General features: G+C 66.8%; 19 protein-coding genes and 1 tRNA gene. 13 read left to right on the forward strand and 7 right to left on the reverse strand.

Annotated features, from left to right (window positions below; genetic code table 11):
* The 5 genes from G3N96_RS29200 to G3N96_RS29220 all read left to right on the forward strand — a co-directional run.
* Positions 1–939, forward strand: a 939-nt coding sequence (locus G3N96_RS29200) for a DUF3418 domain-containing protein (protein WP_206139335.1), incomplete at its 5' end; no start/stop codon positions are given.
* A 180-nt stretch (positions 940–1,119) separates the two neighbouring features.
* Positions 1,120–2,109, forward strand: a complete 990-nt coding sequence (locus G3N96_RS29205; protein WP_124585220.1) for a beta-propeller fold lactonase family protein — start codon at positions 1,120–1,122, stop codon at positions 2,107–2,109.
* Between the two features lie 16 nt (positions 2,110–2,125).
* Positions 2,126–3,100, forward strand: a complete 975-nt coding sequence (locus G3N96_RS29210) for a sterol desaturase family protein (protein ID WP_043190403.1) — start codon at positions 2,126–2,128, stop codon at positions 3,098–3,100.
* 111 nt (positions 3,101–3,211) lie between these two features.
* The gene (locus tag G3N96_RS29215) at positions 3,212–4,039 is read left to right on the forward strand and encodes an EI24 domain-containing protein (protein ID WP_089425786.1); all 828 of its coding nucleotides are present in this window, start codon (positions 3,212–3,214) and stop codon (positions 4,037–4,039) included.
* Positions 4,036–4,851, forward strand: coding sequence for a molybdopterin-binding protein (locus tag G3N96_RS29220; RefSeq protein WP_206139336.1), 816 nt, complete (start codon positions 4,036–4,038; stop codon positions 4,849–4,851). The genes G3N96_RS29215 and G3N96_RS29220 overlap by 4 nt, the downstream gene beginning before the upstream one ends.
* Before the next feature lie 115 nt (positions 4,852–4,966).
* Here G3N96_RS29220 and G3N96_RS29225 read toward each other — a convergent pair whose 3' ends face one another.
* Positions 4,967–5,431 (reverse strand): rhodanese-like domain-containing protein, encoded by a 465-nt coding sequence (locus G3N96_RS29225; protein ID WP_089425784.1) that lies wholly within the window; start codon positions 5,429–5,431, stop codon positions 4,967–4,969.
* Between the two features lie 404 nt (positions 5,432–5,835).
* Here G3N96_RS29225 and glnA point away from each other — a divergent pair, with 404 nt between their 5' ends.
* The 4 genes from glnA (at position 5,836) to G3N96_RS29245 (ending at position 12,322) form a co-directional block, all read left to right on the forward strand.
* On the forward strand, positions 5,836–7,251 hold the full coding sequence (glnA, locus tag G3N96_RS29230; protein WP_039364811.1) for a type I glutamate--ammonia ligase: 1,416 nt from the start codon (positions 5,836–5,838) through the stop codon (positions 7,249–7,251).
* Between the two features lie 160 nt (positions 7,252–7,411).
* Positions 7,412–8,554: a nitrogen regulation protein NR(II) gene (glnL, locus tag G3N96_RS29235; protein WP_039364809.1), complete on the forward strand. Its 1,143-nt coding sequence runs from the start codon at positions 7,412–7,414 to the stop codon at positions 8,552–8,554.
* Positions 8,555–8,600: 46 nt separating this feature from the next.
* Complete coding sequence (gene ntrC / locus G3N96_RS29240; RefSeq protein WP_206139337.1) at positions 8,601–10,118, forward strand: nitrogen regulation protein NR(I); 1,518 nt, start codon at positions 8,601–8,603, stop codon at positions 10,116–10,118.
* A gap of 89 nt (positions 10,119–10,207) precedes the next feature.
* Positions 10,208–12,322 carry a prolyl oligopeptidase family serine peptidase gene (locus tag G3N96_RS29245; protein ID WP_206139338.1) on the forward strand — a complete coding sequence of 705 codons (2,115 nt, stop codon included), beginning with the start codon at positions 10,208–10,210 and terminating at the stop codon, positions 12,320–12,322.
* Positions 12,323–12,345: 23 nt separating this feature from the next.
* Here G3N96_RS29245 and xth read toward each other — a convergent pair whose 3' ends face one another.
* Entirely contained in the window at positions 12,346–13,122 is a 777-nt protein-coding gene (xth, locus tag G3N96_RS29250; protein WP_124585212.1) for an exodeoxyribonuclease III, read from the reverse strand.
* A 183-nt stretch (positions 13,123–13,305) separates the two neighbouring features.
* Here xth and G3N96_RS29255 point away from each other — a divergent pair.
* Positions 13,306–13,382, forward strand: a tRNA-Met gene (locus tag G3N96_RS29255).
* A 97-nt stretch (positions 13,383–13,479) separates the two neighbouring features.
* On the opposite strand, the gene G3N96_RS29260 is transcribed toward G3N96_RS29255, so the two are convergent.
* Complete coding sequence (locus tag G3N96_RS29260; RefSeq protein ID WP_206139339.1) at positions 13,480–14,172, reverse strand: aspartate/glutamate racemase family protein; 693 nt, start codon at positions 14,170–14,172, stop codon at positions 13,480–13,482.
* Positions 14,173–14,309: 137 nt separating this feature from the next.
* On the opposite strand from G3N96_RS29260, the gene dinB reads away from it, so the two are divergent.
* A complete protein-coding gene (dinB, locus tag G3N96_RS29265) occupies positions 14,310–15,473 on the forward strand; it encodes a DNA polymerase IV (RefSeq protein WP_124585208.1) in 1,164 nt (387 codons plus the stop codon).
* Positions 15,474–15,533: 60 nt separating this feature from the next.
* Here dinB and G3N96_RS29270 read toward each other — a convergent pair whose 3' ends face one another.
* The 4 genes from G3N96_RS29270 to fixL form a co-directional block, all read right to left on the reverse strand.
* The gene (locus G3N96_RS29270) at positions 15,534–17,621 is read right to left on the reverse strand and encodes a M3 family metallopeptidase (protein ID WP_124585206.1); all 2,088 of its coding nucleotides are present in this window, start codon (positions 17,619–17,621) and stop codon (positions 15,534–15,536) included.
* Between the two features lie 253 nt (positions 17,622–17,874).
* A complete protein-coding gene (gene folD / locus G3N96_RS29275; RefSeq protein ID WP_124585205.1) occupies positions 17,875–18,735 on the reverse strand; it encodes a bifunctional methylenetetrahydrofolate dehydrogenase/methenyltetrahydrofolate cyclohydrolase FolD in 861 nt (286 codons plus the stop codon).
* 238 nt (positions 18,736–18,973) lie between these two features.
* Positions 18,974–19,612, reverse strand: a complete 639-nt coding sequence (gene fixJ, locus G3N96_RS29280; protein ID WP_006493245.1) for an oxygen response regulator transcription factor FixJ — start codon at positions 19,610–19,612, stop codon at positions 18,974–18,976.
* On the reverse strand, positions 19,609–22,125 hold the full coding sequence (gene fixL, locus G3N96_RS29285; RefSeq protein WP_206139340.1) for an oxygen sensor histidine kinase FixL: 2,517 nt from the start codon (positions 22,123–22,125) through the stop codon (positions 19,609–19,611). The genes fixJ and fixL overlap by 4 nt, the downstream gene beginning before the upstream one ends.
* A gap of 273 nt (positions 22,126–22,398) precedes the next feature.
* On the opposite strand from fixL, the gene aceE reads away from it, so the two are divergent.
* On the forward strand, positions 22,399–25,095 hold the full coding sequence (gene aceE / locus G3N96_RS29290; protein ID WP_206139341.1) for a pyruvate dehydrogenase (acetyl-transferring), homodimeric type: 2,697 nt from the start codon (positions 22,399–22,401) through the stop codon (positions 25,093–25,095).
* 68 nt (positions 25,096–25,163) lie between these two features.
* A partial coding sequence (locus G3N96_RS29295) for a biotin/lipoyl-containing protein (protein WP_346778918.1) occupies positions 25,164–25,481 on the forward strand: 318 nt, incomplete at its 3' end.

Raw genomic sequence — 25,481 nt, forward strand, 5'->3', positions numbered from 1 at the left:
ACGACCGGCGCCGCCGGCCGCCACGCGAAGGCCGGCAAGGGCGCGGCGCCGCAGACGGCCGCGCCGGCGGAAGCCGGTGCGACCGCGCTGTACGAAAACCTGACGACGTGGAATTTCGGCAAGCTGCCCGAACTGCTGGAGATCCGCCGGCGCGGCCAGACGCTGTACGGCTACCCGGCGCTCGTCGATCGCGGCACGCATTGCGATGTCGAGGTGTTCGATTCGCCGGAGGAGGCCGCGCGCATCCACCGCGCCGGCCTGCGGCGTCTGTTCGCGCTGCAGCTGAAGGAGCCGATCAAGTTCCTCGAGAAGAACCTGCCGGGCCTGCGCGAGATGGCGATGCAGTACATGTCGCTCGGCACGCAGGACGAGCTGCGCGACCAGCTGATCGACACGGCGCTCGACCGCGCGTGCCTGCAGGACCCGCTGCCCGACGACGACGCGAGCTTCCACGCGCGCCGCGACGAGGGCCGGAGCCGCCTGAACCTGCTCGCGCAGGAAATCGCGCGGCTGGTCGGGCAGATCCTGGCCGAATACGCGGGGCTCGTGAAGAAGCTCGCGCAGGCGAAGCCGTTCGCGCAGGCGCATGCGGACCTGCAGCAGCAGCTCGCCGCGCTGGTCGGCAAGCGCTTCGTGATCGATACGCCGTACGCGCAACTCGCGCACTTCCCGCGCTACCTGAAGGGCATCGCGCTGCGGATCGACAAGTTGAAGGCCGACCCGGCGCGCGACGCGAAGCAGTCGGCCGACCTGTTGCCGCTTGTCCAGCAGTACCAGCGCGCGGTGTCGCAGCGCGGCGGCGTCGCCGATGCGCGGCTCGCGGAATTCCGCTGGCTGCTCGAGGAACTGCGGATTTCGCTGTTCGCGCAGGAACTGCGCACGCCGATGCCTGTCTCTGTCAAGCGTCTGCACAAGGTCTGGGAGTCGATGCAGCGCTAGCGCAACATCGGTTTCCCGGGCCGGCACCGGCGGCCGGCCCCGGCCGGCCGCGCGGCGCCTGCCGCGCCGGCCGACCAGGCCGCCGCGGCGTGCGTCGAAGTGGCGCAATGCCGGCTTCGGTCAACCGGCCGGCCCGGTTGAACGTTTTACAATGACGGTTGTTCCTCGACGTGAGTCTTCATGCGCACTTTCCTTTCCCTCGGCCGCACACTCGCGCTGGCCGCCGCCGTGCTGGCGCCCGCCGCACACGCGAATAACGTGATCATCCTCAATTCGGCTGAAGCGACGCTGTCCCTGATTGACCAGCAGACCCGAGAAGTCGTCAGCACGATGCCGACCGGCAAGGAACCACACCACCTGATGGCGACGCCCGACAATTCGTCGCTGATCGTTGCAAATTCGGTCTCGAACAGCCTGATGTTCCTCGATCCGAAGACGGGCAAGCTGCAGCGCACCGTCGAAGGGATCGACGATCCGTACCAGCTCGGCTTCTCGCCCGACCGCAAGTGGTTCGCGGCCGCCGGCCTGCGCCTCGACCGCGTCGACATCTACGGCTACGACGGCCGCGACCTGAAGCTCGTGAAGCGCGTGCCGCTCGAGGTGATGCCGAGCCACCTCGCGTTCACGAAGGACAGCAAGACGCTGCTCGTGTCGCTGCAGGTTTCCGGCGAGATCGCGGCGATCGACCTGCCGACGCAGACGGTCAAGTGGAAGATGAAGGTCGGCAAGGTGCCGGCCGGCCTGTGGCTCACGCCGGACGACAAGTACCTGCTCGTCGGGATGACCGGCGCCGATTACGTCGCGGTGGTCGACTGGCGCAACCAGAAGGTCGTCAAGCAGATCTACACGGGCAAGGGTGCGCACAACTTCCGCTCGCTCGCCGACGGCACGCACGTCGCGGTCACGAACCGCGTCGCGAACACGATCAGCATCATCGACGAGAACACGCTCACCAACGTCGGCGACATCACCGGCCTGCTGCCGGGCCCGGACGACATGGAGCTGTCCGCCGACAAGAAGACGCTGTGGGTGACGTTCCGCTTCGCGAAGAAGGTCGGGATCATCGACCTGGCGTCGCGCAAGCTGGTGCAGACGATCGCCGTCGGCCGCTCGCCGCACGGCATCTATTTCTACGACCGCGCGCCGTGGCGCGCCGCGAACGGCGCGTGACGGGCGGGGGAGAACGATGCTGCACCTGATCGATGCATTCGTCTCGGACATCCAGACCTGGCTGTACGTCGACGTCGTGCAGCCGCTCCTCTTCAAGTTCAACCTGATGGACTATGACGAGGACACCTACGACGCGCTGTACTGGGTGATCGTCGGGGCGCTGCAGATGGTGCTGATGTTCGTGCTGCTGCGCCCGCTCGAGGCGCTGCTGCCCGTCGAACGCTGGACGAACCGCCGGGCCGTGCGGGTCGACGTGATCTACACGGCGATCGCGAAGCTCGGCATCTACTCGCTGTTCTTCTTCTTCGCGCTGCAGCCGCTGTTCGACAACTTCCAGGCGTGGCTGCGCCTGCACGGCGTCGCGAACCTCAACCTCGACTACCTGTGGCCGGGCGTGACCTCGAAGCCGATCGTCACGTTCGCGATCTATCTCGTCGTGCTCGATTTCGCCGGCTACTGGTATCACCGCTGGCAGCACAAGTTCGGCATCTGGTGGGAGCTGCACGCGGTGCATCACAGCCAGCGCCAGATGTCGCTGTGGTGCGATGACCGCAACCACGTACTCGACGATGTGATCCAGTCGTGCTTCTTCGCGGCGATCGCGCTCGTGATCGGCGTGACACCGTCGCAGTTCGTCGTGCTGACCGCGTTCACGAACTTCATGCAGAGCATTCAGCACACGAATGCGCGGCTGCCGTTCGGCTGGCTCGGCGAGCGCCTGCTCGTGAGCCCGATCTTCCATCGCCGCCACCACGCGGTCGGCTACGGCCACGAAGGCACGAAGTACGGCTGCAACTTCGGCGTGCTGTTTCCGTGGTGGGACATGATGTTCGGCACCGCGTCGTGGAACCGCACGGTCGAGCCGACCGGGATCCGCGACCAGGTCGAGGGCGTGTCCTACGGCGAAGGCTTCTGGGCGCAGCACGGCCTCGCGTTCGTGCGGATCTTCCGGCGCCTGTTCCCCGCCAAGCGCGGCGCGGCATCGGCCTGATCCGGCCATTCCCACGTTGAGCGGCTCTCCCACGCGGCCCGCATGTGCTTTGGCGCATGCGGGCCGCGTGGTTTATCCTTTCCCCGTTTTTCTCCGTCGATACAGGCTCGCATGAACGACTTGCTGCGTTCCTTCGTCCGCGCATTGGCGAGCGCACTGCATCCGCGCATGCTGTGGCTCACCCTGATGCCGTTTCTCGTCTCGGCCGTCCTGTGGGGCGTCGTGCTGTGGTTCTCGTGGCAGTCGCTGCTGGACCTCGCACGCGGCGCGCTCGACGGCTTCGTGCTGACGGCCATGCTGTACCGTGCGTTCGACGCGATCGGCATGTCGCAGCTGCATGCCGTCGTCGCGCCGTTCGTGGTCGTGTCGCTCGCGATTCCGCTGATCGTGCTGACCGTGCTGCTGCTGATCGCGACGATTTCGATGCCGGTCGTGATCAAGCACCTGGCGAACCGGCAATTCGCGGCGCTCGAGGCGAAGCGGGGCGGCACCTTCTTCGGCAGCGTGTTCAATTCGCTGTGGGCGGCACTGGCCGGCGTCGTCGTGCTGGTCGTCACGATCCCGCTGTGGCTGATTCCGCCGTTCTTCGCGCTGCTGCCACCGGTGATCTGGGGCTGGCTCACCTACCGCGTGATGACCTACGACGCGCTCGCGCTGCACGCGAGCCGCGACGAGCGCCGGGCGCTCGTGCGGCAGCACCGCTGGCCGCTGATCGGCATCGGCGTCGCGACCGGGCTGCTCGGCACCGTGCCGACCTTCGTGTGGGTATCGTCGGTCTGGATGATGGTGCTGTTCCCGTTCGTCGCGGCGGCCATGATCTGGGTTTACGCTTTCATCCTCGTCTTCTCGGCGCTGTGGTTCGGGCACTATTGCCTGCGCGCGCTGGAGGACCTGCGTGCGAGTTCGCGCGCCACCGCAATCGACATGGGGCAGGCATGAGCATCGGCATCATCATCATCGGCGACGAAATCCTTTCGGGCCGCCGGCAGGACAAGCATCTGGCGAAGGTCATCGAGCTGCTCGGCGCGCGCGGCCTCACGCTCGACTGGGCCGAATACGTCGGCGACGATCCGGCGCGCATCACGGAGACCCTCGCCCGCGCGATCGCGTCGGGCGACATCGTGTTCTCGACGGGCGGCATCGGCGCGACGCCGGACGACCACACGCGCCAGTGCGCGGCCGCCGCGCTCGGCGTGCCGCTCGAGCTGCATCCGGAAGCGAAGGTGCTGATTTCCGAGCGGATCCGCGAAACGCATACCGATCCGGCCACGCCGGTCGATTTCGAGTCGCCGGAGAACCAGCACCGCTTCAACATGGGCGTGTTCCCGATGGGGGCGACGATCATCCCGAACGGCTACAACCGGATTCCCGGCTTCTCGGTCGGCGACCTGCACTTCGTGCCGGGCTTCCCGGTGATGGCGTGGCCGATGATCGAATGGGTGCTCGACACGAAGTACGCGCACCTGCATCACGCGACGCCGCACGCGGAGCGCTCGCTGTACGTGTTCGAACTGCCGGAATCGACGCTCACGCCGCTGATGGAGCGCATCGAGCGCGATTTCCCGGGCGTGCGCGTGTTCAGCCTGCCGAGCGTCGGCGATGCGGAGCGCGGCGGGATCTACGCGCGCCGTCACATCGACCTTGGCGTGAAGGGCGAGCCGGAAGCGGTCGCGGCCGCGTACGTGAAGCTGCGCGAAGGCGTGCACCTGCTCGGCGGCGACGTCGTCGAACCCGATACGCCGCGCGCCTGAGCGGCCCCTCGATCAGCCGCGCAAAAACCACGGGCCGCGCAATGCGGCCCGTCATCGGCATGTCATCGCCCGGCTCGACGATGGGGTCGTCGCAACCGGCCGGAGCGGCGTGCCGTCAGGCGCCGATCCACGGCAGTTTCCGGAAGCACCAGCCTTCGACCGTCTTGCGGTGGCCTTCGGCGTCCTTCGCGCCCTCGAAGCCTTCGAGCAGGTCGAACGCCTTCGTGAAGCCGGCCTGCGTGGAAGCGACCGCGGCGAGCTTCGAGCGCGCGGCGCTGCGGCACAGGAACAGGATGGGCGTGTCGGCCGGGAGGGCCGCCTTCAGCTCGTTGACGAATTCGGCGTTCGGCACGCCGCCCGGGTAGCGCGTCCATTCGAGGTGCAGGTACTGGCCGTCGCCGACCAGCGGGCGGCCGATCCAGTCGAGTTCGGCGCGGGTGCGCACGTCGACGAGGCGCGCCGACGGATCGAGCTGCAGCAGTTCGAAGGCCTCGGCCGGCAGCAGCGCCCCGGCGTAGTTGAGCGCGGCTTGTGCGCGGCGTTCGTCGGCCTTCGCATAAAGCTGGTCGAGCGTACTCATGGCAGGGAGTCTCCTATCGGTCAAACGAACATTCTAGCGCGGCGCCGCGGCACGGATGTCCGCGTGGGGGACGGTGCGCGGCCCCACACGCGTTCACCAAAAAAGTGCAGAATGACGCGCATGCACCAAGATGATTCCGCGGGAGGGGCGTGCTGCGACGATTGCACCATTGCAGTGCTTTCGGTTGGCGGGCGGTGCGCAGCGGAGCCCCGGAATTGCGCAGCACAGCCCCGTCGCGACGAGCGCCTGCGCGATTCGCGCCAATCTCGCGCATAGGTGGCACGGAAGCTGCTTTATAGAATTCGGTCGAATCGGGGCGCGCTGCGCCAAAGCAAGACCCCGGTCAGCTCGATAAACGAGGCGGTTCCCAGTCCGCCGGAATTGTTCAATCAGGAGAAGAGGTTATGAGTAAAACCGTCGCCGACGTCATGCAGCTCGTGAAGGACGAGGACGTCAAGTTTGTCGATTTCCGCTTCACGGACACGCGCGGCAAGGAACAGCACGTGTCGGTGCCGGTTTCGGCGTTCGACGAAGACAAGTTCGAAAGCGGCCATGCATTCGACGGCTCGTCGATCGCGGGCTGGAAGGGCATCGAGGCGTCGGACATGCTGCTCATGCCGGACCCGACCGCTGCCTTCATCGACCCGTTCTATGAAGAGTCGACCCTGGTGCTGACCTGCGACGTGGTCGAGCCGGCCGACGGCAAGGGCTACGAGCGCGATCCGCGTTCGCTCGCGAAGCGCGCGGAAGCGTATCTGAAGAGCACGGGCATCGGCGACACGGCCTACTTCGGTCCGGAACCGGAATTCTTCATTTTCGACTCGGTCCAGTGGAACACGGACATGTCGGGCTGCTTCGTGAAGATCAACTCGGAAGAAGCACCGTGGTCGGCCGGCAAGGAATTCGAAGGCGGCAACACGGGCCACCGTCCGGGCACGAAGGGCGGCTACTTCCCGGTCGCGCCGGTCGACACGTTCCAGGACATGCGTTCGGAAATGTGCCTGCTGCTCGAACAGCTCGGCATCCCGGTCGAAGTGCACCACCACGAAGTGGCGGGCCAGGGCCAGAACGAAATCGGCACGAAGTTCTCGACGCTGGTTCAGCGCGCCGACTGGACGCAATGGTCGAAGTACATCATCCATAACGTCGCGCATTCGTACGGCAAGACGGCAACCTTCATGCCGAAGCCGGTCGTCGGCGACAACGGTTCGGGCATGCACGTTCACCAGTCGATCTGGAAGGACGGCCAGAACCTGTTCGCGGGCAACGGCTACGCCGGCCTGTCGGAACTGGCGCTGTTCTACATCGGCGGCATCATCAAGCACGCCCGTGCACTGAACGCGATCACGAACCCGACGACGAACTCGTACAAGCGTCTGGTCCCGCACTTCGAAGCACCGGTCAAGCTCGCCTACTCGGCACGCAACCGTTCGGCATCGATCCGCATTCCGCACGTGTCGAACCCGAAGGGCCGCCGTATCGAAACGCGCTTCCCGGATCCGATGGCGAACCCGTACCTGTTGTTCTCGGCGCTGATGATGGCCGGCCTCGACGGGATCCAGAACAAGATCCATCCGGGCGAAGCCGCGGACAAGAACCTGTACGACCTGCCGCCGGAAGAGGATGCAAAGATCCCGACCGTCTGCGCGGGCCTCGACCAGGCAATCGAAGCGCTCGACAAGGATCGCGAGTTCCTGACCCGTGGCGGCGTGTTCACGGACGGCATGCTCGACGCGTACCTCGCGCTGAAGGAGCAGGAGCTGGCGAAGTTCCGCATGACGACGCACCCGATCGAGTTCGAGATGTACTACTCGCTCTAATCGGCGATGGCGCTTCGATTCAGCGCCGTCATGCCGGTTCGTTCCCGTCGCGCGGCCTGCGGCGGGAACGGCGGAGTCTGAAAGGGGCGGCGTCGAGCCGTCCCTTTTTTGTTCCGGTGATTTTCCTTTTCTGGCCCGTTGAGGCGCGACAAGCACGCAGATGGTTCTGAAGAATCTGATCAAGGCGAAAACGGGGCAGCCCGAGCGACTGACGGACGACGAGCGGCTCGCACGCTCGGGCCTGCTGGCGGGGCTGGAAGCGCTGCCGACGGTCGTGATCGTGCTCGACCGCAAGACGCTGCGGATCGCGTTTGCGAACCCGTCCGCGGAGGCGATGCTCGACATCTCGCGCCGGCAGCTCGCGCAGCGGCCGTGGGGCGAGATTTTCCCGAACGCGAACGAGCTGGCATCGACGATCACCGCGATCGGCGAGGAACGCTTTCACGCGACGCACCTCGATACCGTGCTCGACCGGCCCGGCCGCGAACCGCTGCATGTGCACGCGATCGTCGGCTTTCTCGAGACCGCGCCCGATTTCGTGCTCGTCGAGCTGTTCGAGAACGAGCGGCAGTCGCGCACCGATCGCGAGGAGCGCATCCACGACCTGACCGCGGTCAACAAGCAGTTGATCCGCAACCTCGCGCACGAGATCAAGAATCCGCTCGGCGGCATTCGCGGCGCGGCCCAGCTGCTCGAATTCGAGCTCGGCGAGCGCGAGCGCGGCGAGTTGCGCGAATACACGCAGGTCATCATCAAGGAGTCCGATCGCCTGCAGACGCTCGTCGACCGGTTGCTGGAGCCGCACCGGCACCCGCACATCGTCGGCGACGTGAACATTCATGAAGTATGCGAACGCGTGCGCGCGGTGATGCTCGCGGAATTCCCGCGCGGGCTCACGATCGAGCGCGACTACGACGTGAGCGTGCCGGACCTGCGCGGCGACAAGGAGCAACTGATCCAGGCGCTGCTCAACATCGTGCGCAACGCGGCGCAGGCGCTGCGCGAACGCATCGCGCAGGGCGACGCGAAGATCGAGCTGCGCACGCGCATTGCGCGCAAGGTGACGATCGCGAAGCGCCTGTACCGGCTGGCACTGGACTTGCACGTGATCGACAACGGGCCCGGCATTCCGGAGGAAATCCGCGACCGGATCTTCTACCCGCTCGTGTCCGGGCGCGACGACGGCAGCGGCCTGGGCCTCACGCTCGCGCAGACGTTCGTGCAGCAGCACGACGGGATGATCGAGGTCGAAAGCCGGCCCGGACGTACCGAATTTCAGATCCTGTTGCCGCTCGACCATTGAGCAGCAGCATGGCGATTCACCAGATTCACCAATATCTGACCGACCTATGAAGCCGATCTGGATAGTAGACGACGATCAATCGATCCGCTGGGTGCTCGAAAAGGCGCTCGCCCGGGACAGCTTCGCGACGAAGAGTTTCGCGAACGTGCGTGACGCGCTGGCCGCGCTCGACCACGAGACCCCGCAGGTGCTCGTATCCGACATCCGGATGCCGGGCGGCTCGGGCCTCGAGTTGCTGCAGGCGATGCACGAGCGCCTGCCTGGCCTGCCCGTCATCATCATGACGGCGTTCTCCGATCTCGACAGCGCCGTCGCGGCGTTCCAGGGCGGCGCGTTCGAATATCTCGCGAAGCCGTTCGACGTCGACAAGGCGGTCGAGCTGATCCGCCGCGCGGTGGAGGAAAGCCTGCGCGGCGGCGCGCCGCAGGACGAGCGCGTGGCCGAGGCGCCCGAGATGCTCGGCCAGGCGCCCGCGATGCAGGACATGTTCCGCGCGATCGGCCGCCTGTCGCACTCGGCCGCGACCGTGCTGATCACCGGCGAATCCGGCACCGGCAAGGAGCTCGTCGCGCGTGCGCTGCACCGTCACAGCCCGCGTGCGAATGGGCCGTTCATCGCGCTGAACACCGCGGCGATTCCGAAGGACCTGCTCGAATCCGAGCTGTTCGGCCATGAGCGCGGCGCGTTCACCGGCGCGCAGACGACGCGGCAGGGCCGCTTCGAGCAGGCCGAGAACGGCACGCTGTTCCTCGACGAAATCGGCGACATGCCGTTCGACCTGCAGACGCGCCTGTTGCGCGTGCTGTCGGACGGGCAGTTCTATCGGGTCGGTGGCCACAACCCGCTGCGCGCGAACGTGCGCGTGATCGCCGCGACGCACCAGAATCTCGAATCGCGCGTGCGGCAGGGGCTGTTCCGCGAGGACCTTTACCACCGGCTCAACGTGATCCGGCTGCGCCTGCCGCCGCTGCGCGAGCGCAGCGAGGACATCGCGCTGCTCACGCGCCACTTCCTGCAGAAGAGCGCGCGCGATCTCGGCGTCGAGCCGAAGCGCGTGTCCGACGAAGCGCTGGCGTATCTCACGTCGCTGGCGTTTCCCGGCAACGTGCGCCAGCTCGAGAACCTCGCGAACTGGCTGACCGTGATGGCGCCCGCGCAGACGGTCGAGATCAAGGACCTGCCGCCCGACCTCGTGCCGGCCGGTGCGCCGGTGGTCGCGACGGGCGACGGTGCGGATGCGCACGGCAGCGTTGGCGAGACGGCGCTCGGGCAAACGGCGCTCGGTGCGGCGCCGATGGTGTCCGCGCCCGTCGCGGCCGCGCCGAATGGCGGCGCGCCGGCTGGCTATCCGGTCTGGGAGCATGGCTTGCGTACCGAAGTCGCACGGCTGTTGCGCGAGAACTCGGCCGACGTGATGGACGAACTCGCACGGCGCTTCGAGGCGGCCGTGATCCGCGAGGCGCTCGACTTCACGCGCGGCCGCAAGGTCGAAGCAGCGGAGCGGCTCGGCATCGGCCGCAACACGATCACGCGCAAGATCCAGGAACTCCATCTGGAGCCCTGAGCACGATTTGCGGCATGCGCGGGCATCGCGCATGCCGCGATCGGACATAATCGCGGTTTGCATGCCGTTTGCCATTCCGCCCATTCTCAATGTCCGATTCCTTCCGCTGGCCCGCCGGGGCCGACCCGTTCCGTTTTCTTGAAGCGCTCGACAGCAAGCGCGCCCGCACGTGGGTCGACGAGCAGAATGCGCGCACGCGCGCCGCGCTGCGTGACGACGATGCGTATCGCGCGCTGACGGCGCGCCTCGCCAAAGCGTACCTGCCGCGCGAGCGCCCGGTGATTCCAACCCGCTGGCGCGACTGGGCCTACGACCTGTGGCAGGACGATCTCCATCCGAAGGGGCTGTGGCGCCGCACGCGCTGGGACGACTGGCGCGCGGGAAAGCCGGCGTGGGAAACGCTGCTCGACGTCGATGCGCTCGGTGCGGAGGAGGGCGAGTCGTGGGTGTTCGAGCAGGACGCGATCCTGTACCCGGACGGCGATCGCGCGCTGCTGTCGCTGTCGCCGGGCGGTGCCGACGCGGTCGTCGTGCGCGAATTCGATCTCGTCGAACGCCGTTTCGTCGACGGCGGTTTCACGATCGACGAGCCGGGACATCACACGGTCGGCTGGATCGATCGCGATACCGTCTACGTGAGCTGGGATCGCGGCGAAGCGCATGCGACCGCGGCCGGCTATCCGTATGAAGCGCGGCGCTGGGTGCGCGGCACCGCGCTGGCCGACGCGCCCGTCGTCTTCCGCGGCGAACCCGACGACATCAGCGCGGGTGCGGGGTTCGATCCGATCGACGACCGTCACGTCGCGTGGCGCAGCGTCGATTTCTTCGACGCCCACGCGTACCGCTTGACGGAGGCGGGCGAGTGGGCGCGCTACGACGTGCCGACCCACGTCGAGGTCGGGTTCTGGGAAGGCTGGCTCATGCTGGAGCCGCGCCTCGACTGGGAGTGTGACGGCGTGCGCCATGCGGGCGGCTCGCTGCTCGCGATCCGCGAGCAGGCGTTCCTCGCCGGGTCGCGCGAATTCACGACGCTGTTCGCGCCGCAACCGTCGACATCAGCGTGCACGTGGACGCACACGCGCACGACGCTGATCGCGAGCTGGCTCGACGACGTGCACAACCGCACGATGCTGTGGCAGCCGAGCCAGGCCGACGACGGCACGTGGACGTGGGATGCGCGGCCGTTCGAGTGGCCGGGGCCGGGCGATGCGCAGATCGACGTCGAGCCTGTCGAGTCGACGCTGAACGACGAGATTTACGTGGATGTCGACACCTGTCTCGATCCGCCCGAATGCTGGCTGGCCGATCTTGCGGATCGCGCGGACGATGCGCCGTCGCGCCGCGTGCTGCTCGACCGGCCGCCGGTGCAGTTCGACGCGGCCGGGCTCGTCGTGCGCCGCGCGAGCGCACGCTCGCAAGACGGCACGATCGTGCCGTACACGCTGATCGGGCCGCGCGATGCACTAGATGTGGCCGACGGCGCCGCGCGTGTCGCGCGGCCGTGCCTGCTGTCGGGCTATGGCGGCTTCGCGATTCCGAACCTGCCGGGCTACAGCGATGCGTTCGGTATCGGGTGGCTCGAGCGCGGCGGCGTGATGGCGTTCGCGCACATCCGCGGCGGCGGCGAGTTCGGGCCGCGCTGGCACGTCGATGCACAGCGCGAACATCGCCAGCGTTCGTTCGACGATTTCATCGCGGTGGCCGAGGATCTGGCCGCGACCGGCGTGACGACCGCCGCGCAGCTCGGCATCGAAGGCGGCAGCAACGGCGGGCTGCTGGTCGCCGCGTGCATGGTGCAGCGGCCGGAGTTGTTCGGCGCGGTGCTCTGCCGCGTACCGCTGCTCGACATGCGGCGCTACCCGAAACTGCACGCGGGCGCCGCATGGCTCGACGAATACGGCGACCCGGACGATCCGCACGAAGGTGCGGCGCTGGCCGCGTATTCGCCGTATCACCGCGTGCGCGAAGGCGTCGCGTATCCGCCGCTGCTGCTGACGACGTCGACGCGCGACGACCGCGTGCATCCTGCGCACGCACGCAAGATGGCTGCGCGCATGCACGCGCTCGGTCATGAACGGGTGTGGTACTGGGAGAACACCGACGGCGGCCACGGCAGCGCCGACGATCTGGAGCGCGCGGAGGCCGATGCGGCCGAATTCGGGTTCCTGTGGGCCCATCTCGGGCCGGCGCCCGCGCGGCGCTGAACGCGCGCGGGCTACCCGGGAGATCAGCCGATGACCGCGACGACGGGCGTGTGGTCGGACGGCTGCTCCCACGTGCGCGGCGTGCGATCGACTTCGCACGACGTGCAGGTTGCCGCGAGCGCCGGCGACAGCAGCACGTGGTCGATGCGCAGCCCCGCGTTGCGGCGGAACGCCATCATCCGGTAGTCCCACCACGTGAAGGTCTTCTCCGGCTGCTCGAAGCGGCGGAACGCATCGACGAAGCCGAGCTCGATCAGTTGCGCGAAGTGGGCGCGCTCCTGCGGCGACACGAGGTTCTGGCCTTCCCATTTCGCCGGGTCGTGCACGTCGCGGTCTTCCGGCGCGATGTTGTAGTCGCCGAGCAGGGCGAGCTTCGGGTAGCGCTGCAGCTCGGTGCGCAGCCATGCCTGCAGCGCGTCGAGCCATTGCATCTTGTAGACGAACTTGTCGGAGTCGGGCGCCTGGCCGTTCGGGAAATAGGCGGACACGATGCGCACGCCGTCGACCGTCGCGGCGACGACGCGCTGCTGCGGATCGTCGAAGCCCGGGATGTTGCGCACGACGTCCGATTCGTCGACGGACAGCGTGTCGCGCGCGAGGATCGCGACGCCGTTGTAGGTCTTCTGGCCCGTGAACCAGCTGCGGTAGCCGGCGGCTTCAAGCTCGGCGCGCGGGAATTTCTCGTCCGGCAGCTTCAGTTCCTGCAGGCACAGCACGTCGGTTCCGCTTTGCGCGAGCCAGTCGAGCACATGCTGCTTGCGGACGTTGAGCGAGTTGACGTTCCAGGTGGCGATTTTCATGAACGGGAGTGTGCGTGCTGGGTGAATGCGAAGGCCGCCATCTTACCGCGAGCACGGGGCGCGAACGCGCGCTTCGTGCGGGGCGGGGGAGGCGCCGCGCGCGGCCGTTTCGATGAATCGGGAAGAAATTGTGACAAAAGTATTGACGTGAGTACTCCCTCACCCTATAATTTGTTTCTCTGACGCGGGGTGGAGCAGTCTGGCAGCTCGTCGGGCTCATAACCCGAAGGTCGTAGGTTCAAATCCTACCCCCGCAACCAAGCACACCAGACGATGTGCAGCGCAAGTGACCGATGCGCGCTTCGTCGACAGGAACCCGGCCCCGTGCCGGGTTTTTTGTTTTCCGCGCGGCAGCGATCAGCGCGCCGCCCACTCGACCGCCGCCTTCGCATGCAGCGCGGTCGTATCGAACACCGGCAGCGGCGAATCGTCCGCGCCGATCAGCAGCGTGATTTCCGTGCAGCCGAGAATCACGGCCTGCGCACCGCGCCGGGCCAGTTCCTCGATGATCGCCACGTACGTCGCACGCGATTCCGGCGAGACGATGCCGTGGCACAGCTCGTCGTAGATGATCCGGTGCACGTCGTCACGCCCGCGTTCGTCCGGCACGAGCACCTCCATCCCGAACTTCCCGCGCAGCCGCTCCGCGTAGAACGGCAGCTCCATCGTGTAGCGCGTGCCGAGCAGCGCGACGCGCTCGACGACGGCATCGCGCAGCGCAGTGCCGGTCGGATCGGCGATGTGCAGGAACGGTAGCGTCACCGCGGCTTCGATCGCATCGCACACGCGATGCATCGTATTGGTGGTCAGCACGACCAGATCGGCGCCGGCCGCCTCGAGCTGTCGTGCGGCGCCGGCCATCCGCTCGCCGAGCGCGGCCCAGTCGTGTGCGCGCTGCAGCGCTTCGATCTCCGCGAAATCGACCGTGACCAGCACGCTCTTCGCGTTGTGGTGTCCGCCGTGCAGCGCCTTCGAATGGCGATTGATCATCCGGTAGTACTCGGCCGACGATTCCCAGCTCATCCCGCCGATCAGTCCGATCGTCTTCATCTGTCACCTTTGCGGTTCGTGTCTTGCGGCAGACGAGTATAGGCGCGGCTGTCCGTGCCCGGCCGGTACGATCCGCGCAAAGCGGGCCGGTACGGCGCCGCCGGGCCCGGCCGCACGCGACAGTTGAAACCGGCACTGTGTTTTTGTACAGTATCGGCACCGTGAACCCGACCATCATTCCGCCTGCCGATCCGCACGTGCCGCCGCCAGGCGACGCGCTGCCGCGCATGCGCAAGATCATTCACTGCGACTGCGACTGCTTCTACGCGTCGGTCGAGATGCGCGACGACCCGTCGCTGCGCAACCGGCCGCTCGCGGTCGGCGGCCGGCCCGACCAGCGTGGCGTGATCGCGACCTGCAACTACGAGGCGCGGCGCTACGGCGTGCACTCGGCGATGTCGTCGGCGCTGGCGATGCGCAAGTGCCCGGACCTGCTGATCCTGCCGACCGCGATGGACAAGTATCGAGCAGCATCGCGGCAGATCATGGCGATCTATCGCGACTACACGCCCGACGTCGAGCCGCTGTCGCTCGACGAGGCGTACCTCGACGTCAGCGGGTCGGAGCGCTGCCAGGGGAGTGCCACGCTGATTGCGCGGGAGATCCGCCAGCGCGTGTTCGACACGGTCGGCGTGACCGTGTCGGCCGGTGTCGCGCCGAACAAGTTCATCGCGAAGATCGCGTCCGACTGGAACAAGCCCGACGGGCTGTTCGTCGTGCGGCCGCACGAGATCGACGCGTTCGTCGCGGCGCTGCCGGTGCGCAAGCTGCATGGCGTCGGCAAGGTCACGGCCACACGGCTCGACCGGCTCGGCATCCAGACCTGCGCGCAGTTGCGCGACTGGCCGCTGATCGACCTGCACCGCGAATTCGGCGCGTTCGGGCGGCGGTTGTACGAACTATCGCGCGGGATCGACGAGCGGCGCGTGCAGGCCGACCAGGAGCGCAAGTCGGTCAGTGTCGAGACGACCTACGTGACCGACCTGACGACGCTCGAGCAGTGCGCGGAGGAAATCCGCCGCCTCGTCGTGCAACTCGACACGCGGATCGAACGGGCGGGCGCCGCGCGCTCGATCCGCAAGCTGTACGTGAAGATCCGTTTCGCCGATTTCCAGCGCACGACGGTCGAGTGCGTGGCCGATGCGACGAATGCGGACACCGCCGTCACGCTGCTCGCGAAGGGGCTGCAACGGCGTGCGCAGGCGGTGCGCCTGCTCGGCGTCGGCGTGCGCATCGACGAAGATACCGCCGAGCGCCACGGGCAGTTCTCGCTGTTCGACGACGCATCGCCCGCGCCATGAAAAAAGCACCGCCGAAGCGGTGCCTTTGCTCACATGCAGCCGAACGCGCTGGCGGCCCGCTCAGTGCGCGGGCGCGGCCATCCCGTTGTGGCGCAGCAGCGCATCGATCTGCGGCTCGCGGCCGCGGAACGCCTTGAACGAATCCATCGCCGGGCGGCTGCCGCCGACCTCGAGGATTTCGCGGCGATAGCGCGTGCCGGTCGCCGCATCGAGCACGCTGCCGCTTGCGGCGGCCGCTTCCTCGAACGCGGCGTACGCATCGGCCGACAGCACCTCGGCCCACTTGTAGCTGTAGTAGCCGGCTGCATAACCGCCCGCGAAGATATGGCTGAACGTGTTCGGCCAGCGCGAGAACGCGGCTTGCGGGATCACGTGATAGCGCTCGTTGATCTCGCGCGCGAATGCGGTCACGCCAGTGGCGCCCGCCGGGTCGAAGTCGACGTGCAGCAGCATGTCGAACATCGAGAACACGATCTGGCGCAGCGTGCCGAGCCCGCTCTGGAAGTTCTTCGCCGCGATCATCTTGTCGAACAGCTCGCGCGGCAGCGCGGCGCCCGTGTCGACGTGCGACGACATCGACGACAGCACGTCCCATTCCCAGCAGAAGTTTTCCATGAACTGCGACGGCAGCTCGACGGCATCCCATTCGACACCGTTGATGCCCGACACGCCGAGTTCGTCGACGCGCGTGAGCATGTGGTGCAGCCCGTGGCCGAATTCATGGAACAGCGTGATGACTTCGTCGTGCGTGAAGCAGGCGGGCTTGCCGCCGACCGGCGCCGAGAAGTTGCAGGTGAGATAGGCGACCGGCGTCTGCACGCTGCTGCCGCGCTTCGCGCGCGAACGCGCGTCGTCCATCCATGCGCCGCCGCGCTTGCCTTCGCGCGCGTACAGGTCGAGATAGAACTGCGCGACGAGCGAGCCGTCGCGGTTCTCGACGCGGAAGAAACGTACGTCCTTGTGCCACACCGGCGCGTCGTCCGGCTTGATCTGCACGCCGAACAGCGTCTCGGTGACGGTGAACAGGCCCTTCAGCGCGGCCGGCTCCGGGAAGTACTGCTTGACCTCGTTTTCCGAGAACGCATAGCGCTGCTGGCGCAGCTTTTCGGCCGCGAATGCGACGTCCCACGGCGCGAGTTCGGCGAGGCCGAGTTCCTTCGCGGCGAACGTGCGCAGCTCGTCCCAGTCCTTGTCGGCGTGCGGGCGCGCGCGCGTGGCGAGATCCTCGAGGAACGCGATCACCTGCTGCGGCGATTCGGCCATCTTCGGCGCGAGCGACACTTCGGCGAAGTTGCGGAAGCCGAGCATCAGTGCCTCTTCGCGGCGCAGCTTCAGCGCATCGGCGACGATCGCCGTGTTGTCCCATTCGGCCTTGCCGTTACCGTACTGCGGCCCGAGTTCCGACGCGCGCGTCGCGTAGGCGCGGTAGAGCGTCTCGCGCAGTGCGCGGTTGTCCGCGTATTGCAGCACCGGGAAGTACGACGGGAAGTGCAGCGTGAATTTCCAGCCTTCCTTGGCATCCTTTTGCGCGGCTTCGCGGGCAGCCTCGATCGCGTCGCCGGGCAGGCCGGCCAGGTCGGCCTCATCCTGCACGAAATACGCGTACGCATTGGTCGCGTCGAGCACGTGATCGGAGAAGGCCTTCGACAGCGCAGCCTGCTGTTCCTGCAGTTCGGCGAAGCGCGGCTTCTGGTCCTCGGGCAGCTCGGCGCCCGACAGGCGGAAATCGCGCAGCGCGTTGTCGAGGATCTTCTTGCGTTCGGTGGACAGCGTCGCGTATTCGGCGCTTGCGGCGATCGCCTTGTACTTCTCGTACAGCGCGAGATTCTGGCCGACGCTCGACCAGAATTCCGTCACGCGCGGCAGATTCTCGCCATAGGCGGCCCGCAGTTCGGGCGTATCGGCAACCGCGTTCAGGTGGCCGACGATGCCCCACGCGCGACCGAGCGGCTCCGTCGCGTGCTCGACCGTCTCGACGACTGCTGCCCAGGTTGCCGGCGTCGCGGCCGCGCTGGCCGTCTCGACCGCGCGGTTGGCGTCATCGAGCAGCGTGTCGAGCGCGGGCGTCACGTGTTCCGGGCGGATCTCGCCGAAGCGGGGCAGGCCCGAGAAATCGAGCAGCGGGTTGGTGTTGGCGCTGGCGGACATAAGACTCCCTGTCTGTTGCCGGATGAACCGGAGTGAAAAGGGTAGGGCGCGCAAGGCAACGCGGCGCCCGATATCGACATTATTGGGGCGCATCGCGCGCTTTCCAATCGTTAGTTTCTAACGACGCGATTGACGCGGGGTCGAATGCGGGATGGAGGCGTTTGATGGCGCGGCCGACGCGGTGCGGTGCGGTGCGGCGCGGCCGGCGAGGCGCCGGCGCGCGGAACCGCACGCCGGCTGAACGGGCAGGGGCTCAGGCGGCCGCGTCGGCGGCGCGCTCGGCGGCTTCGATCGTGTTGATCAGCAGCATCGTGATGGTCATCGGGCCGACACCGCCCGGCACCGGCGTGATGTGGCCGGCCACTTCCTTCACGCCGGCAAAGTCGACGTCGCCGCACAGCTTGCCGGCGTCGTCGCGGTTCATGCCGACGTCGATCACCGTCGCGCCGGGCTTCACCATGTCGGCGGTCAGGATGTTGCGCTTGCCGACCGCGGCGACCACGATGTCGGCCTGCCGCGTGTGCGCGGCGAGGTCGCGCGTCTTGCTGTGGCAGATCGTCACGGTCGCGCCGGCGTCGAGCAGCATCATCGCCATCGGCTTGCCGACGATGTTCGAGCGGCCGATCACGACCGCGTTCGCGCCCTGCAGCGGGATGCCGTGCGCCTCGAACATCTTCATCACGCCGTACGGCGTGCACGGGCGGAACAGCGGCTTGCCGGTCATCAGCGCGCCGGCGTTCGCGACGTGGAAGCCGTCGACGTCCTTTTCCGGTGCGATCGCCTCGATCACCTTGTGGCTGTCGATGTGCTTGGGCAGCGGCAGCTGGACGAGGATGCCGTGGATCTTCGGATCGCGGTTCAGCGCGTCGATGTGCGCGAGCAGATCGGCTTCCGACAGCGTGTCCGGGTACGCGTCCTTCAGCGAGAAGAAACCGTTGTCCTCGCACGCCTTGATCTTGTTGCGCACGTAGACTTCGCTTGCCGGGTTGGCGCCGACGAGGATCACCGCGAGACCGGGCTGGTGGCCGCGTGCGGTCAGGGCGGCGGCGCGTTCGGCGGCCTGGGCGCGCAGGGTCTTCGAAAGGGCGTTGCCGTCGATGAGGAGGGCTGTCATGGTGGTGGTCCTGCCGGGAAGTTGGAATGCGGTCGTGCGGCGCCCGAAGCGTCGCAGCAAAGCACGCGATTATACCGTTCGCCTGCCGCCGTCCGACAGCGAATAACCAGGAAGCGTCATGGCCGCGGCGCTCGCGCGCCGGGAGAAAGGCCGCCGCCGCGCGAGTGGGCCGCATCGCGCGGGGCGGCCGGGGCTGGCTGCGGGCCGGGCGGGCAGTGCCGCCGCGGCCGGCGCTCGCTCAGGCCTGCTTCTTCGACAGTGCGAGGCGCAGCAGGTCGGCCACCGTGTTGACGTTGAGCTTTTCCATGATGTTCGCGCGGTGCGCTTCGACCGTCTTGATGCTGATGCCGAGATCGTCGGCGATCTGCTTGTTCAGGCGGCCCGCGATGATCCGCTCGAGCACCTGCTGCTCGCGCGCGGTCAGCTTCGACAGGCGTTCGCTCGCGGCACGCTGTTCCTGGACGCTCTTGCTTTCGCTTCGGGCCTTGTCGAGCATCCGCTCGACGAGCTTGCGCAGCTCGGCTTCGTCGAACGGTTTCTCGATAAAGTCCATCGCACCCTTTTTCATCGTCGAGACGGCCATCGGCACGTCGCCGTGACCCGTGACGAAGATGATCGGCAGCGCGGCATTGTCGGCAATCAGGCGCTCCTGCAGTTCGAGGCCGCTCATGCCCGACATCCGGACGTCGAGGATCAGGCACGCGATCTGGCCGGCCTGCTGGGCAGGCTGGTAGGCATCGAGGAACTGCTCGGCGCTCGAGAAGCATTGCACGCGATAGCCGTTCGCCTCCAGCAGCCAGCGCAGCGAGTCCCGTACGGCCTCGTCGTCGTCAACGACAAAGACGGTTTCCTGAGTGGTGGTGACAGGGCTATTCATAGTTCTCCCGTAACGGTATGTGATGCCGATGCCTCGCGCCCCCCTTGGCCGAGATCAGCGGGTTCCCCAATGGGCAGGCTGCAGTGGAACGTTGCGCCGGAAATGCGGCCATCCGGCTCGACGTTGTTAACCACCCACAGACGCCCCCGATGCGATTCGATGATCGAACGGCAGATATTCAGCCCCATGCCCATGCCATCGGACTTGGTGCTGTAAAACGGTTCAAACAGGCGCTCGGCGGTCGCTTCGTCGACGCCCGGGCCCTGGTCGATCACGCGGATGTCGACGAAGCCCGCCTCGATGTCGGCGACGACGCGGATCACGCCGTCCACCGACGCCGGCTTCACGTCGGCCATGGCTTCGGCCGCGTTCTTCATCAGGTTCACGAGCACCTGCTCGATCAACACGGGGTCGACATAAATAATAGGCATTCTTGCGAGGATTTCCGTGACGATCCGGATCCTGCGCTTCCTGGCCTCGATTTCGGCGAGCCCGACCGCGTCGGCGACGATGTCCGCGACCCGCGCGGGCTGGCGCTTCGGCTCGCTGCGCTTCACGAATTCGCGGATCCGCTTGACGATCATCCCCGCGCGCAGCGCCTGCTGCGCGGTCTTTTCCAGCGCGGGCTGCAGCGTCTCCGGCGTGCCGCGGCCGCTCTTCACGAGCGCGAGCGTGCCCGAGCAGTAGTTGTTGATCGCGGCGAGCGGCTGGTTCAATTCGTGAGCAATCGACGACGCCATTTCACCCATCGTCATCAATCGGCTCGTGAACTGCAGCTTCTCTTCCTGCTGGTGCGCGAGTTCCTGTGCCTTCTTGCGGGTCGTGATGTCGGTCGCGATCTGCATCTGCGCGAGGTGGCCGTCCACCCACTGGATGTACTGGCGGCGCACCTCGAACCACTTCTGGATGCTCTCGACGTACACCTCCTGCGCGTCCGCCGTGCTGCTCGTTAGCGCGGCGGCCGGCAGGCCCGCGAACGCGTCGACCATGTCGATCGAGTCGGACGAGGCCTGCGCGCGGTCGAAGCCGCCGCCCGACAGCTCGAGATGGCCGTCCGGGCGAATGCCGAACAGGTGGCGGTAGTAGCGGTTCGCGAACAGCAGCTCGGCTTCGTCGGCGGCCAGCACCGACACCGCGGCGTCGAGGCTTTCGAGCACTGTCGTGAAGCGCTCGTGCGCGGCCGCGAGTTCCTCGCGCGCACGCTTCGGCTCGGTGATGTCGGTCATCGACGACATCCAGCCGGTCTGGCGGCCCGAGCTGTCGATCAGCGGCGACACGTACAGGCGCGCATGGAAGAGCGTGCCGTTCTTGCGCCGCACGCGCAGCTCGAAGCCCGAGCTCGGCGCCTTGCCGCGCAGCGTCATGTCGAGCTGGCGCTGCATTTCCGGGTACGCGTCGCGCGGCCAGTACGGAAACGGCGCGACCTTGCCGACGAGGTCGGTTTCGTCCCAGCCCGTCATCCGGCAGAACGCGGGGTTCACGTGCGTGATGCGGCCGTGCATGTCGAGCACGCGCATGCCGATCAGCACCGAGTTTTCCATCGCGCGGCGGAAGAACGCTTCCGCGTACAGCGCCTGTTGCGCCTCGAAGCGCTGGCGCGTGTGCTTCCACAGGCTCCAGAGGCTCCACAGCACGAAGCACGACAGGCCTGCGACGAGCCAAACGAGCGTGTTGTTGGTCAGGTTCGTGAGCTGCGGGAATGCGTACACGCGCACGGTCAGCCCCTGGCCGGGCGGGTCGAGCGGCAGGTCGTAGTGCGAGTCGCGCGGCAGGCGCGGGCGCGTCGACGTGGACGACAGCTCGCGGTTGTTCGCGTCGGTGATCGAGATCTTGTACTTCGACGACAGTTCCTGCGGGATGTCGTGCTTCAGGATGCCTTCGACCGAGAACACCGCGGCGATCGAGCCCAGGTACTCGCGGTCGCCGCGCATCACGGGGGTCTGCAGCGTGATGAAGCCGTTGCCGAAGTCGTCGTAGATCAGCGGCGAATACGCCTGGCGGCGCGTGCTGCGCGCCTCGTCGTACGCGCCGCGCACGGCCTCCTGCATCTGCGCGTCGCCGGGCTTCGCGAGCCGCTGGCCGAGCAGCGGCGGATGCACGGTCGGCCAGCGCTGCACGCCGGGCGACGTGTACCAGTTCAGGTAGAGGATTTCCGGATGCGTTTGCATCACGTCCGCGACCGCCATCTGGAACGCGTTCTGGTCGAGGCGGCCGGAGGCAAGATCGCGCGATAGCGCCTGGAGCTGTTCCTGCGCGCCCGTCATCGACAGGCGGATCTGCTGCTGCGCCCATGCGACGTTACGGAAGAGGGTGTCTTCCTGCTGCTGCTGTTCGCGGCGATTGAGGCTCCACAGGATGAGGCTCATCACCACCAGGAACACCAGGATCGACAGCAGGGGCGTCAGCAAATAGGAATTGGACCACCACGGTCCGTGGTGCCAACGGGACGGCTGCGACTCCGCCGGCGGGCCCGACGGTCGCGCCGAGCGTGCGAAAAGCCGATCGGTCAACATGGCAGGATTGTAGCGCAGCGCAATACATGGAAAACCTATACCGGATATGTTGAACGGAAACGGATTTGTTCAGCCGCGACGCGCCGGAGAGCCCCGAAATATGGGTGCAGCGCAGCAATATTTCGCATTGCGAGAAAAGATCTCACAATTCGAAAATTTTGTTGCGCAGGCCCGCGCACGCTCATTACAATCCGTCGGAGCTTGCCCGCAGCCGGTCGCGTCGCGTCGTCTGCACGAGAGCGATCCTCACATTCCAGGACCCAGGAGACGAGAATGTCCGCTGTACCGAACGAAGTGATGAAATATGTCGCCGCCGAACATGACGACGACCCGCAGGAAACCGTCGAATGGCTCGAGTCGCTCGACGGCGTAATCTCCTCCGTGGGCACTGGCCGCGCGCACTACCTGATCGAAAAGCAGATCGAATTCGCCCGCATGCACGGCGAACACCTGCCGTTTTCCGCGAATACCCCGTACATCAACACGATCCCGGTCGCCGCGCAGGCGAAGATCCCGGGTGACCAGGACATCGAGCACCGCATCCGTTCGTACACGCGCTGGAACGCGCTGGCGATGGTGCTGCGCGCAGGCAAGGACACGAACGTCGGCGGCCACATCGCATCGTTCGCATCGGCCGCGACGCTCTATGACGTCGGCTACAACCACTTCTGGCACGCAGCGTCCGAGCAGCACGGCGGCGATCTCGTGTTCGTGCAGGGCCACTCGTCGCCGGGCGTCTACTCGCGCGCGTTCCTGCTCGGCCGCCTGAAGGAAGAGCAGCTCGACAACTTCCGTCAGGAAGTCGACGGCAACGGCATTTCGTCGTACCCGCACCCGTGGCTGATGCCGGACTTCTGGCAGTTCCCGACCGTGTCGATGGGCCTCGGCCCGATCATGGCGATCTACCAGGCCCGCTTCATGAAGTACCTGGAAGCGCGCGGCATCACGAAGACGGAAGGCCGCAAGGTGTGGGCATTCCTCGGCGACGGCGAGACGGACGAACCGGAATCGCTCGGCGCGATCGGGATGGCGAGCCGCGAGAAGCTCGACAACCTCGTGTTCGTGATCAACTGCAACCTGCAGCGTCTCGACGGCCCGGTGCGCGGCAACGGCAAGATCATCCAGGAACTCGAATCGGAATTCCGCGGTGCCGGCTGGAACGTGATCAAGGTCATCTGGGGCAGCCGCTGGGATGCGCTGTTCGCACGCGACAAGTCGGGCGCGCTGATGCGCCGCATGATGGACGTCGTCGACGGCGAGTACCAGACGTACAAGTCGGAATCCGGCGCGTTCGTGCGCGAGCACTTCTTCAACACGCCTGAACTGAAGGCGCTCGTCGCCGACTGGTCGGACGACGACATCTGGGCGCTGAACCGCGGCGGCCACGATCCGCACAAGATCTACGCGGCTTTCCACGAAGCCACGAACACGAAGGGCGCGCCGACCGTCATCCTCGCGAAGACCATCAAGGGCTACGGGATGGGCGAGTCGGGCCAGGCGATGAACATCACGCACCAGCAGAAGAAGCTGCCGGTCGAGCAACTGAAGAAGTTCCGTGACCAGTTCCGCTTGCCGATCACCGATGAGCAGATCGCCGACGTGCCGTACCTGAAGTTCGAGGAAGGCTCGAAGGAACTCGAATACATGCGCAAGCAGCGCATGGACCTCGGCGGCTACCTGCCGCACCGCCGCGAGAAGGCGACGTCGCTGCCGGTGCCGGCGCTCGACGCGTTCGAGCCGCTGCTGAAGGGCACGGGCGAAGGCCGCGAGATCTCGACGACGATGGCGTTCGTGCGGATCCTGAACATCCTGCTGAAGGACAAGGCGCTCGGCAAGCGCGTCGTGCCGATCGTCCCGGACGAGTCGCGTACGTTCGGCATGGAAGGCCTGTTCCGCCAGATCGGCATCTGGAACCAGCAGGGCCAGAAGTACGTGCCGGAAGATTCCGACCAGCTGATGTTCTACAAGGAATCGGAAACCGGCCAGATCCTGCAGGAAGGCATCAACGAAGCGGGCGGCATGTGCGACTGGATCGCGGCGGCGACGTCGTACTCGACGCACGGCGAGATCATGGTGCCGTTCTACATCTTCTATTCGATGTTCGGCTTCCAGCGGATCGGCGACCTGGCATGGGCCGCGGGCGACATGCGTTCGCGCGGCTTCCTGCTCGGCGGTACCGCGGGCCGCACGACGCTGAACGGCGAAGGCCTGCAGCACGAAGACGGCCACTCGCTGCTGTGGGCGGCATCGGTGCCGAACTGCGTGAGCTACGACCCGACGTTCGGCTATGAACTCGCCGTGATCGTCCAGGACGGCCTGCGCCGCATGGTGGCGGACCAGGAAGACGTGTACTACTACATCACGGTGATGAACGAGAACTACGAGCACCCGGCGATTCCGCAGGGCGAGCACGTGGCGGCCGACATCATCAAGGGCATGTACGCGTTCAAGAAGGCCGACGCCGACGCGAAGGCGCCGCGCGTCCAGCTGCTCGGCGCAGGCACGATCTTCAACGAAGTGATCGCTGCCGCCGACCTGCTGAAGAACGACTGGGGCGTCGCCGCCGATCTGTGGAGCGTGCCGAGCTTCACCGAGCTGGCGCGTGAAGGCCACCAGGTCGAGCGCTGGAACCTGCTCCATCCGACCGAAGAGCGCCGTCTGTCGCACGTGCAGAAGTGCCTGAAGGACACGCAGGGCCCGGTCATCGCATCGACCGACTACGTCCGTGCGCTGGTCGACCAGATCCGCGGCCAGATCGATCGCCGCTTCGTCGTGCTGGGCACGGACGGCTTCGGCCGCTCGGATACCCGCGAGAAGCTGCGTCACTTCTTCGAAGTCGACCGTCACTGGGTCACCGTCGCCGCGCTCAACGCGCTGGCCGACGAGGGCACGATCGAGCGCAAGGTGGTCGCTGACGCGATCGCCAAGTACAACCTCGATCCGTCGAAGCCCAACCCGATGACCGTTTAACGCACACGCCGTGTGATGCCGCGCGCCGCTTCCGCGAGGGGCGCGCGCGGCCATGGAGACAGAAACAGATGAGTCAAGCGATCGAAGTGAAGGTGCCGGATATCGGCGATTACAAGGACGTGCCGGTGATCGAGATCGGCGTGAAGGTCGGCGATACCGTCGAGCCGGAGCAGTCGCTCGTCACGCTCGAGTCGGACAAGGCGACGATGGACGTGCCGAGCCCGGTCGGCGGCGTCGTGAAGGAAATCAAGGTCAAGGTGGGCGATTCCGTGTCGGAAGGCTCGCTGATCATCCTGCTCGAAGGCGCCGCCGCGGCGCAGGCAAACGGCGCGGCAGCGCCTGCCGCTGCTCCGGCTCCGGCGGCAGCGCCGGAGCAGCGGCAGGCG

This window comes from Burkholderia sp. Se-20373 (genome assembly GCF_017104705.1).
Taxonomy (GTDB): Bacteria; Pseudomonadota; Gammaproteobacteria; order Burkholderiales; family Burkholderiaceae; genus Burkholderia.

Bases quoted from the DNA above. Each gene is read 5' to 3' on its own strand.
- G3N96_RS29220 (WP_206139336.1), top strand. From the start codon at position 4,036: ATGAGCATCGGCATCATCATCATCGGCGACGAAATCCTTTCGGGCCGC.
- G3N96_RS29210 (WP_043190403.1), top strand. From the start codon at position 2,126: ATGCTGCACCTGATCGATGCATTCGTCTCGGACATCCAGACCTGGCTG.
- G3N96_RS29215 (WP_089425786.1), top strand. From the start codon at position 3,212: ATGAACGACTTGCTGCGTTCCTTCGTCCGCGCATTGGCGAGCGCACTG.
- G3N96_RS29260 (WP_206139339.1), bottom strand. From the start codon at position 14,172: ATGAAGACGATCGGACTGATCGGCGGGATGAGCTGGGAATCGTCGGCC.
- fixL (WP_206139340.1), bottom strand. From the start codon at position 22,125: ATGTTGACCGATCGGCTTTTCGCACGCTCGGCGCGACCGTCGGGCCCG.
- fixJ (WP_006493245.1), bottom strand. From the start codon at position 19,612: ATGAATAGCCCTGTCACCACCACTCAGGAAACCGTCTTTGTCGTTGAC.
- ntrC (WP_206139337.1), top strand. From the start codon at position 8,601: ATGAAGCCGATCTGGATAGTAGACGACGATCAATCGATCCGCTGGGTG.
- folD (WP_124585205.1), bottom strand. From the start codon at position 18,735: ATGACAGCCCTCCTCATCGACGGCAACGCCCTTTCGAAGACCCTGCGC.
- glnA (WP_039364811.1), top strand. From the start codon at position 5,836: ATGAGTAAAACCGTCGCCGACGTCATGCAGCTCGTGAAGGACGAGGAC.
- aceE (WP_206139341.1), top strand. From the start codon at position 22,399: ATGTCCGCTGTACCGAACGAAGTGATGAAATATGTCGCCGCCGAACAT.
- G3N96_RS29225 (WP_089425784.1), bottom strand. From the start codon at position 5,431: ATGAGTACGCTCGACCAGCTTTATGCGAAGGCCGACGAACGCCGCGCA.
- G3N96_RS29270 (WP_124585206.1), bottom strand. From the start codon at position 17,621: ATGTCCGCCAGCGCCAACACCAACCCGCTGCTCGATTTCTCGGGCCTG.
- glnL (WP_039364809.1), top strand. From the start codon at position 7,412: ATGGTTCTGAAGAATCTGATCAAGGCGAAAACGGGGCAGCCCGAGCGA.
- G3N96_RS29205 (WP_124585220.1), top strand. From the start codon at position 1,120: ATGCGCACTTTCCTTTCCCTCGGCCGCACACTCGCGCTGGCCGCCGCC.
- xth (WP_124585212.1), bottom strand. From the start codon at position 13,122: ATGAAAATCGCCACCTGGAACGTCAACTCGCTCAACGTCCGCAAGCAG.
- G3N96_RS29245 (WP_206139338.1), top strand. From the start codon at position 10,208: ATGTCCGATTCCTTCCGCTGGCCCGCCGGGGCCGACCCGTTCCGTTTT.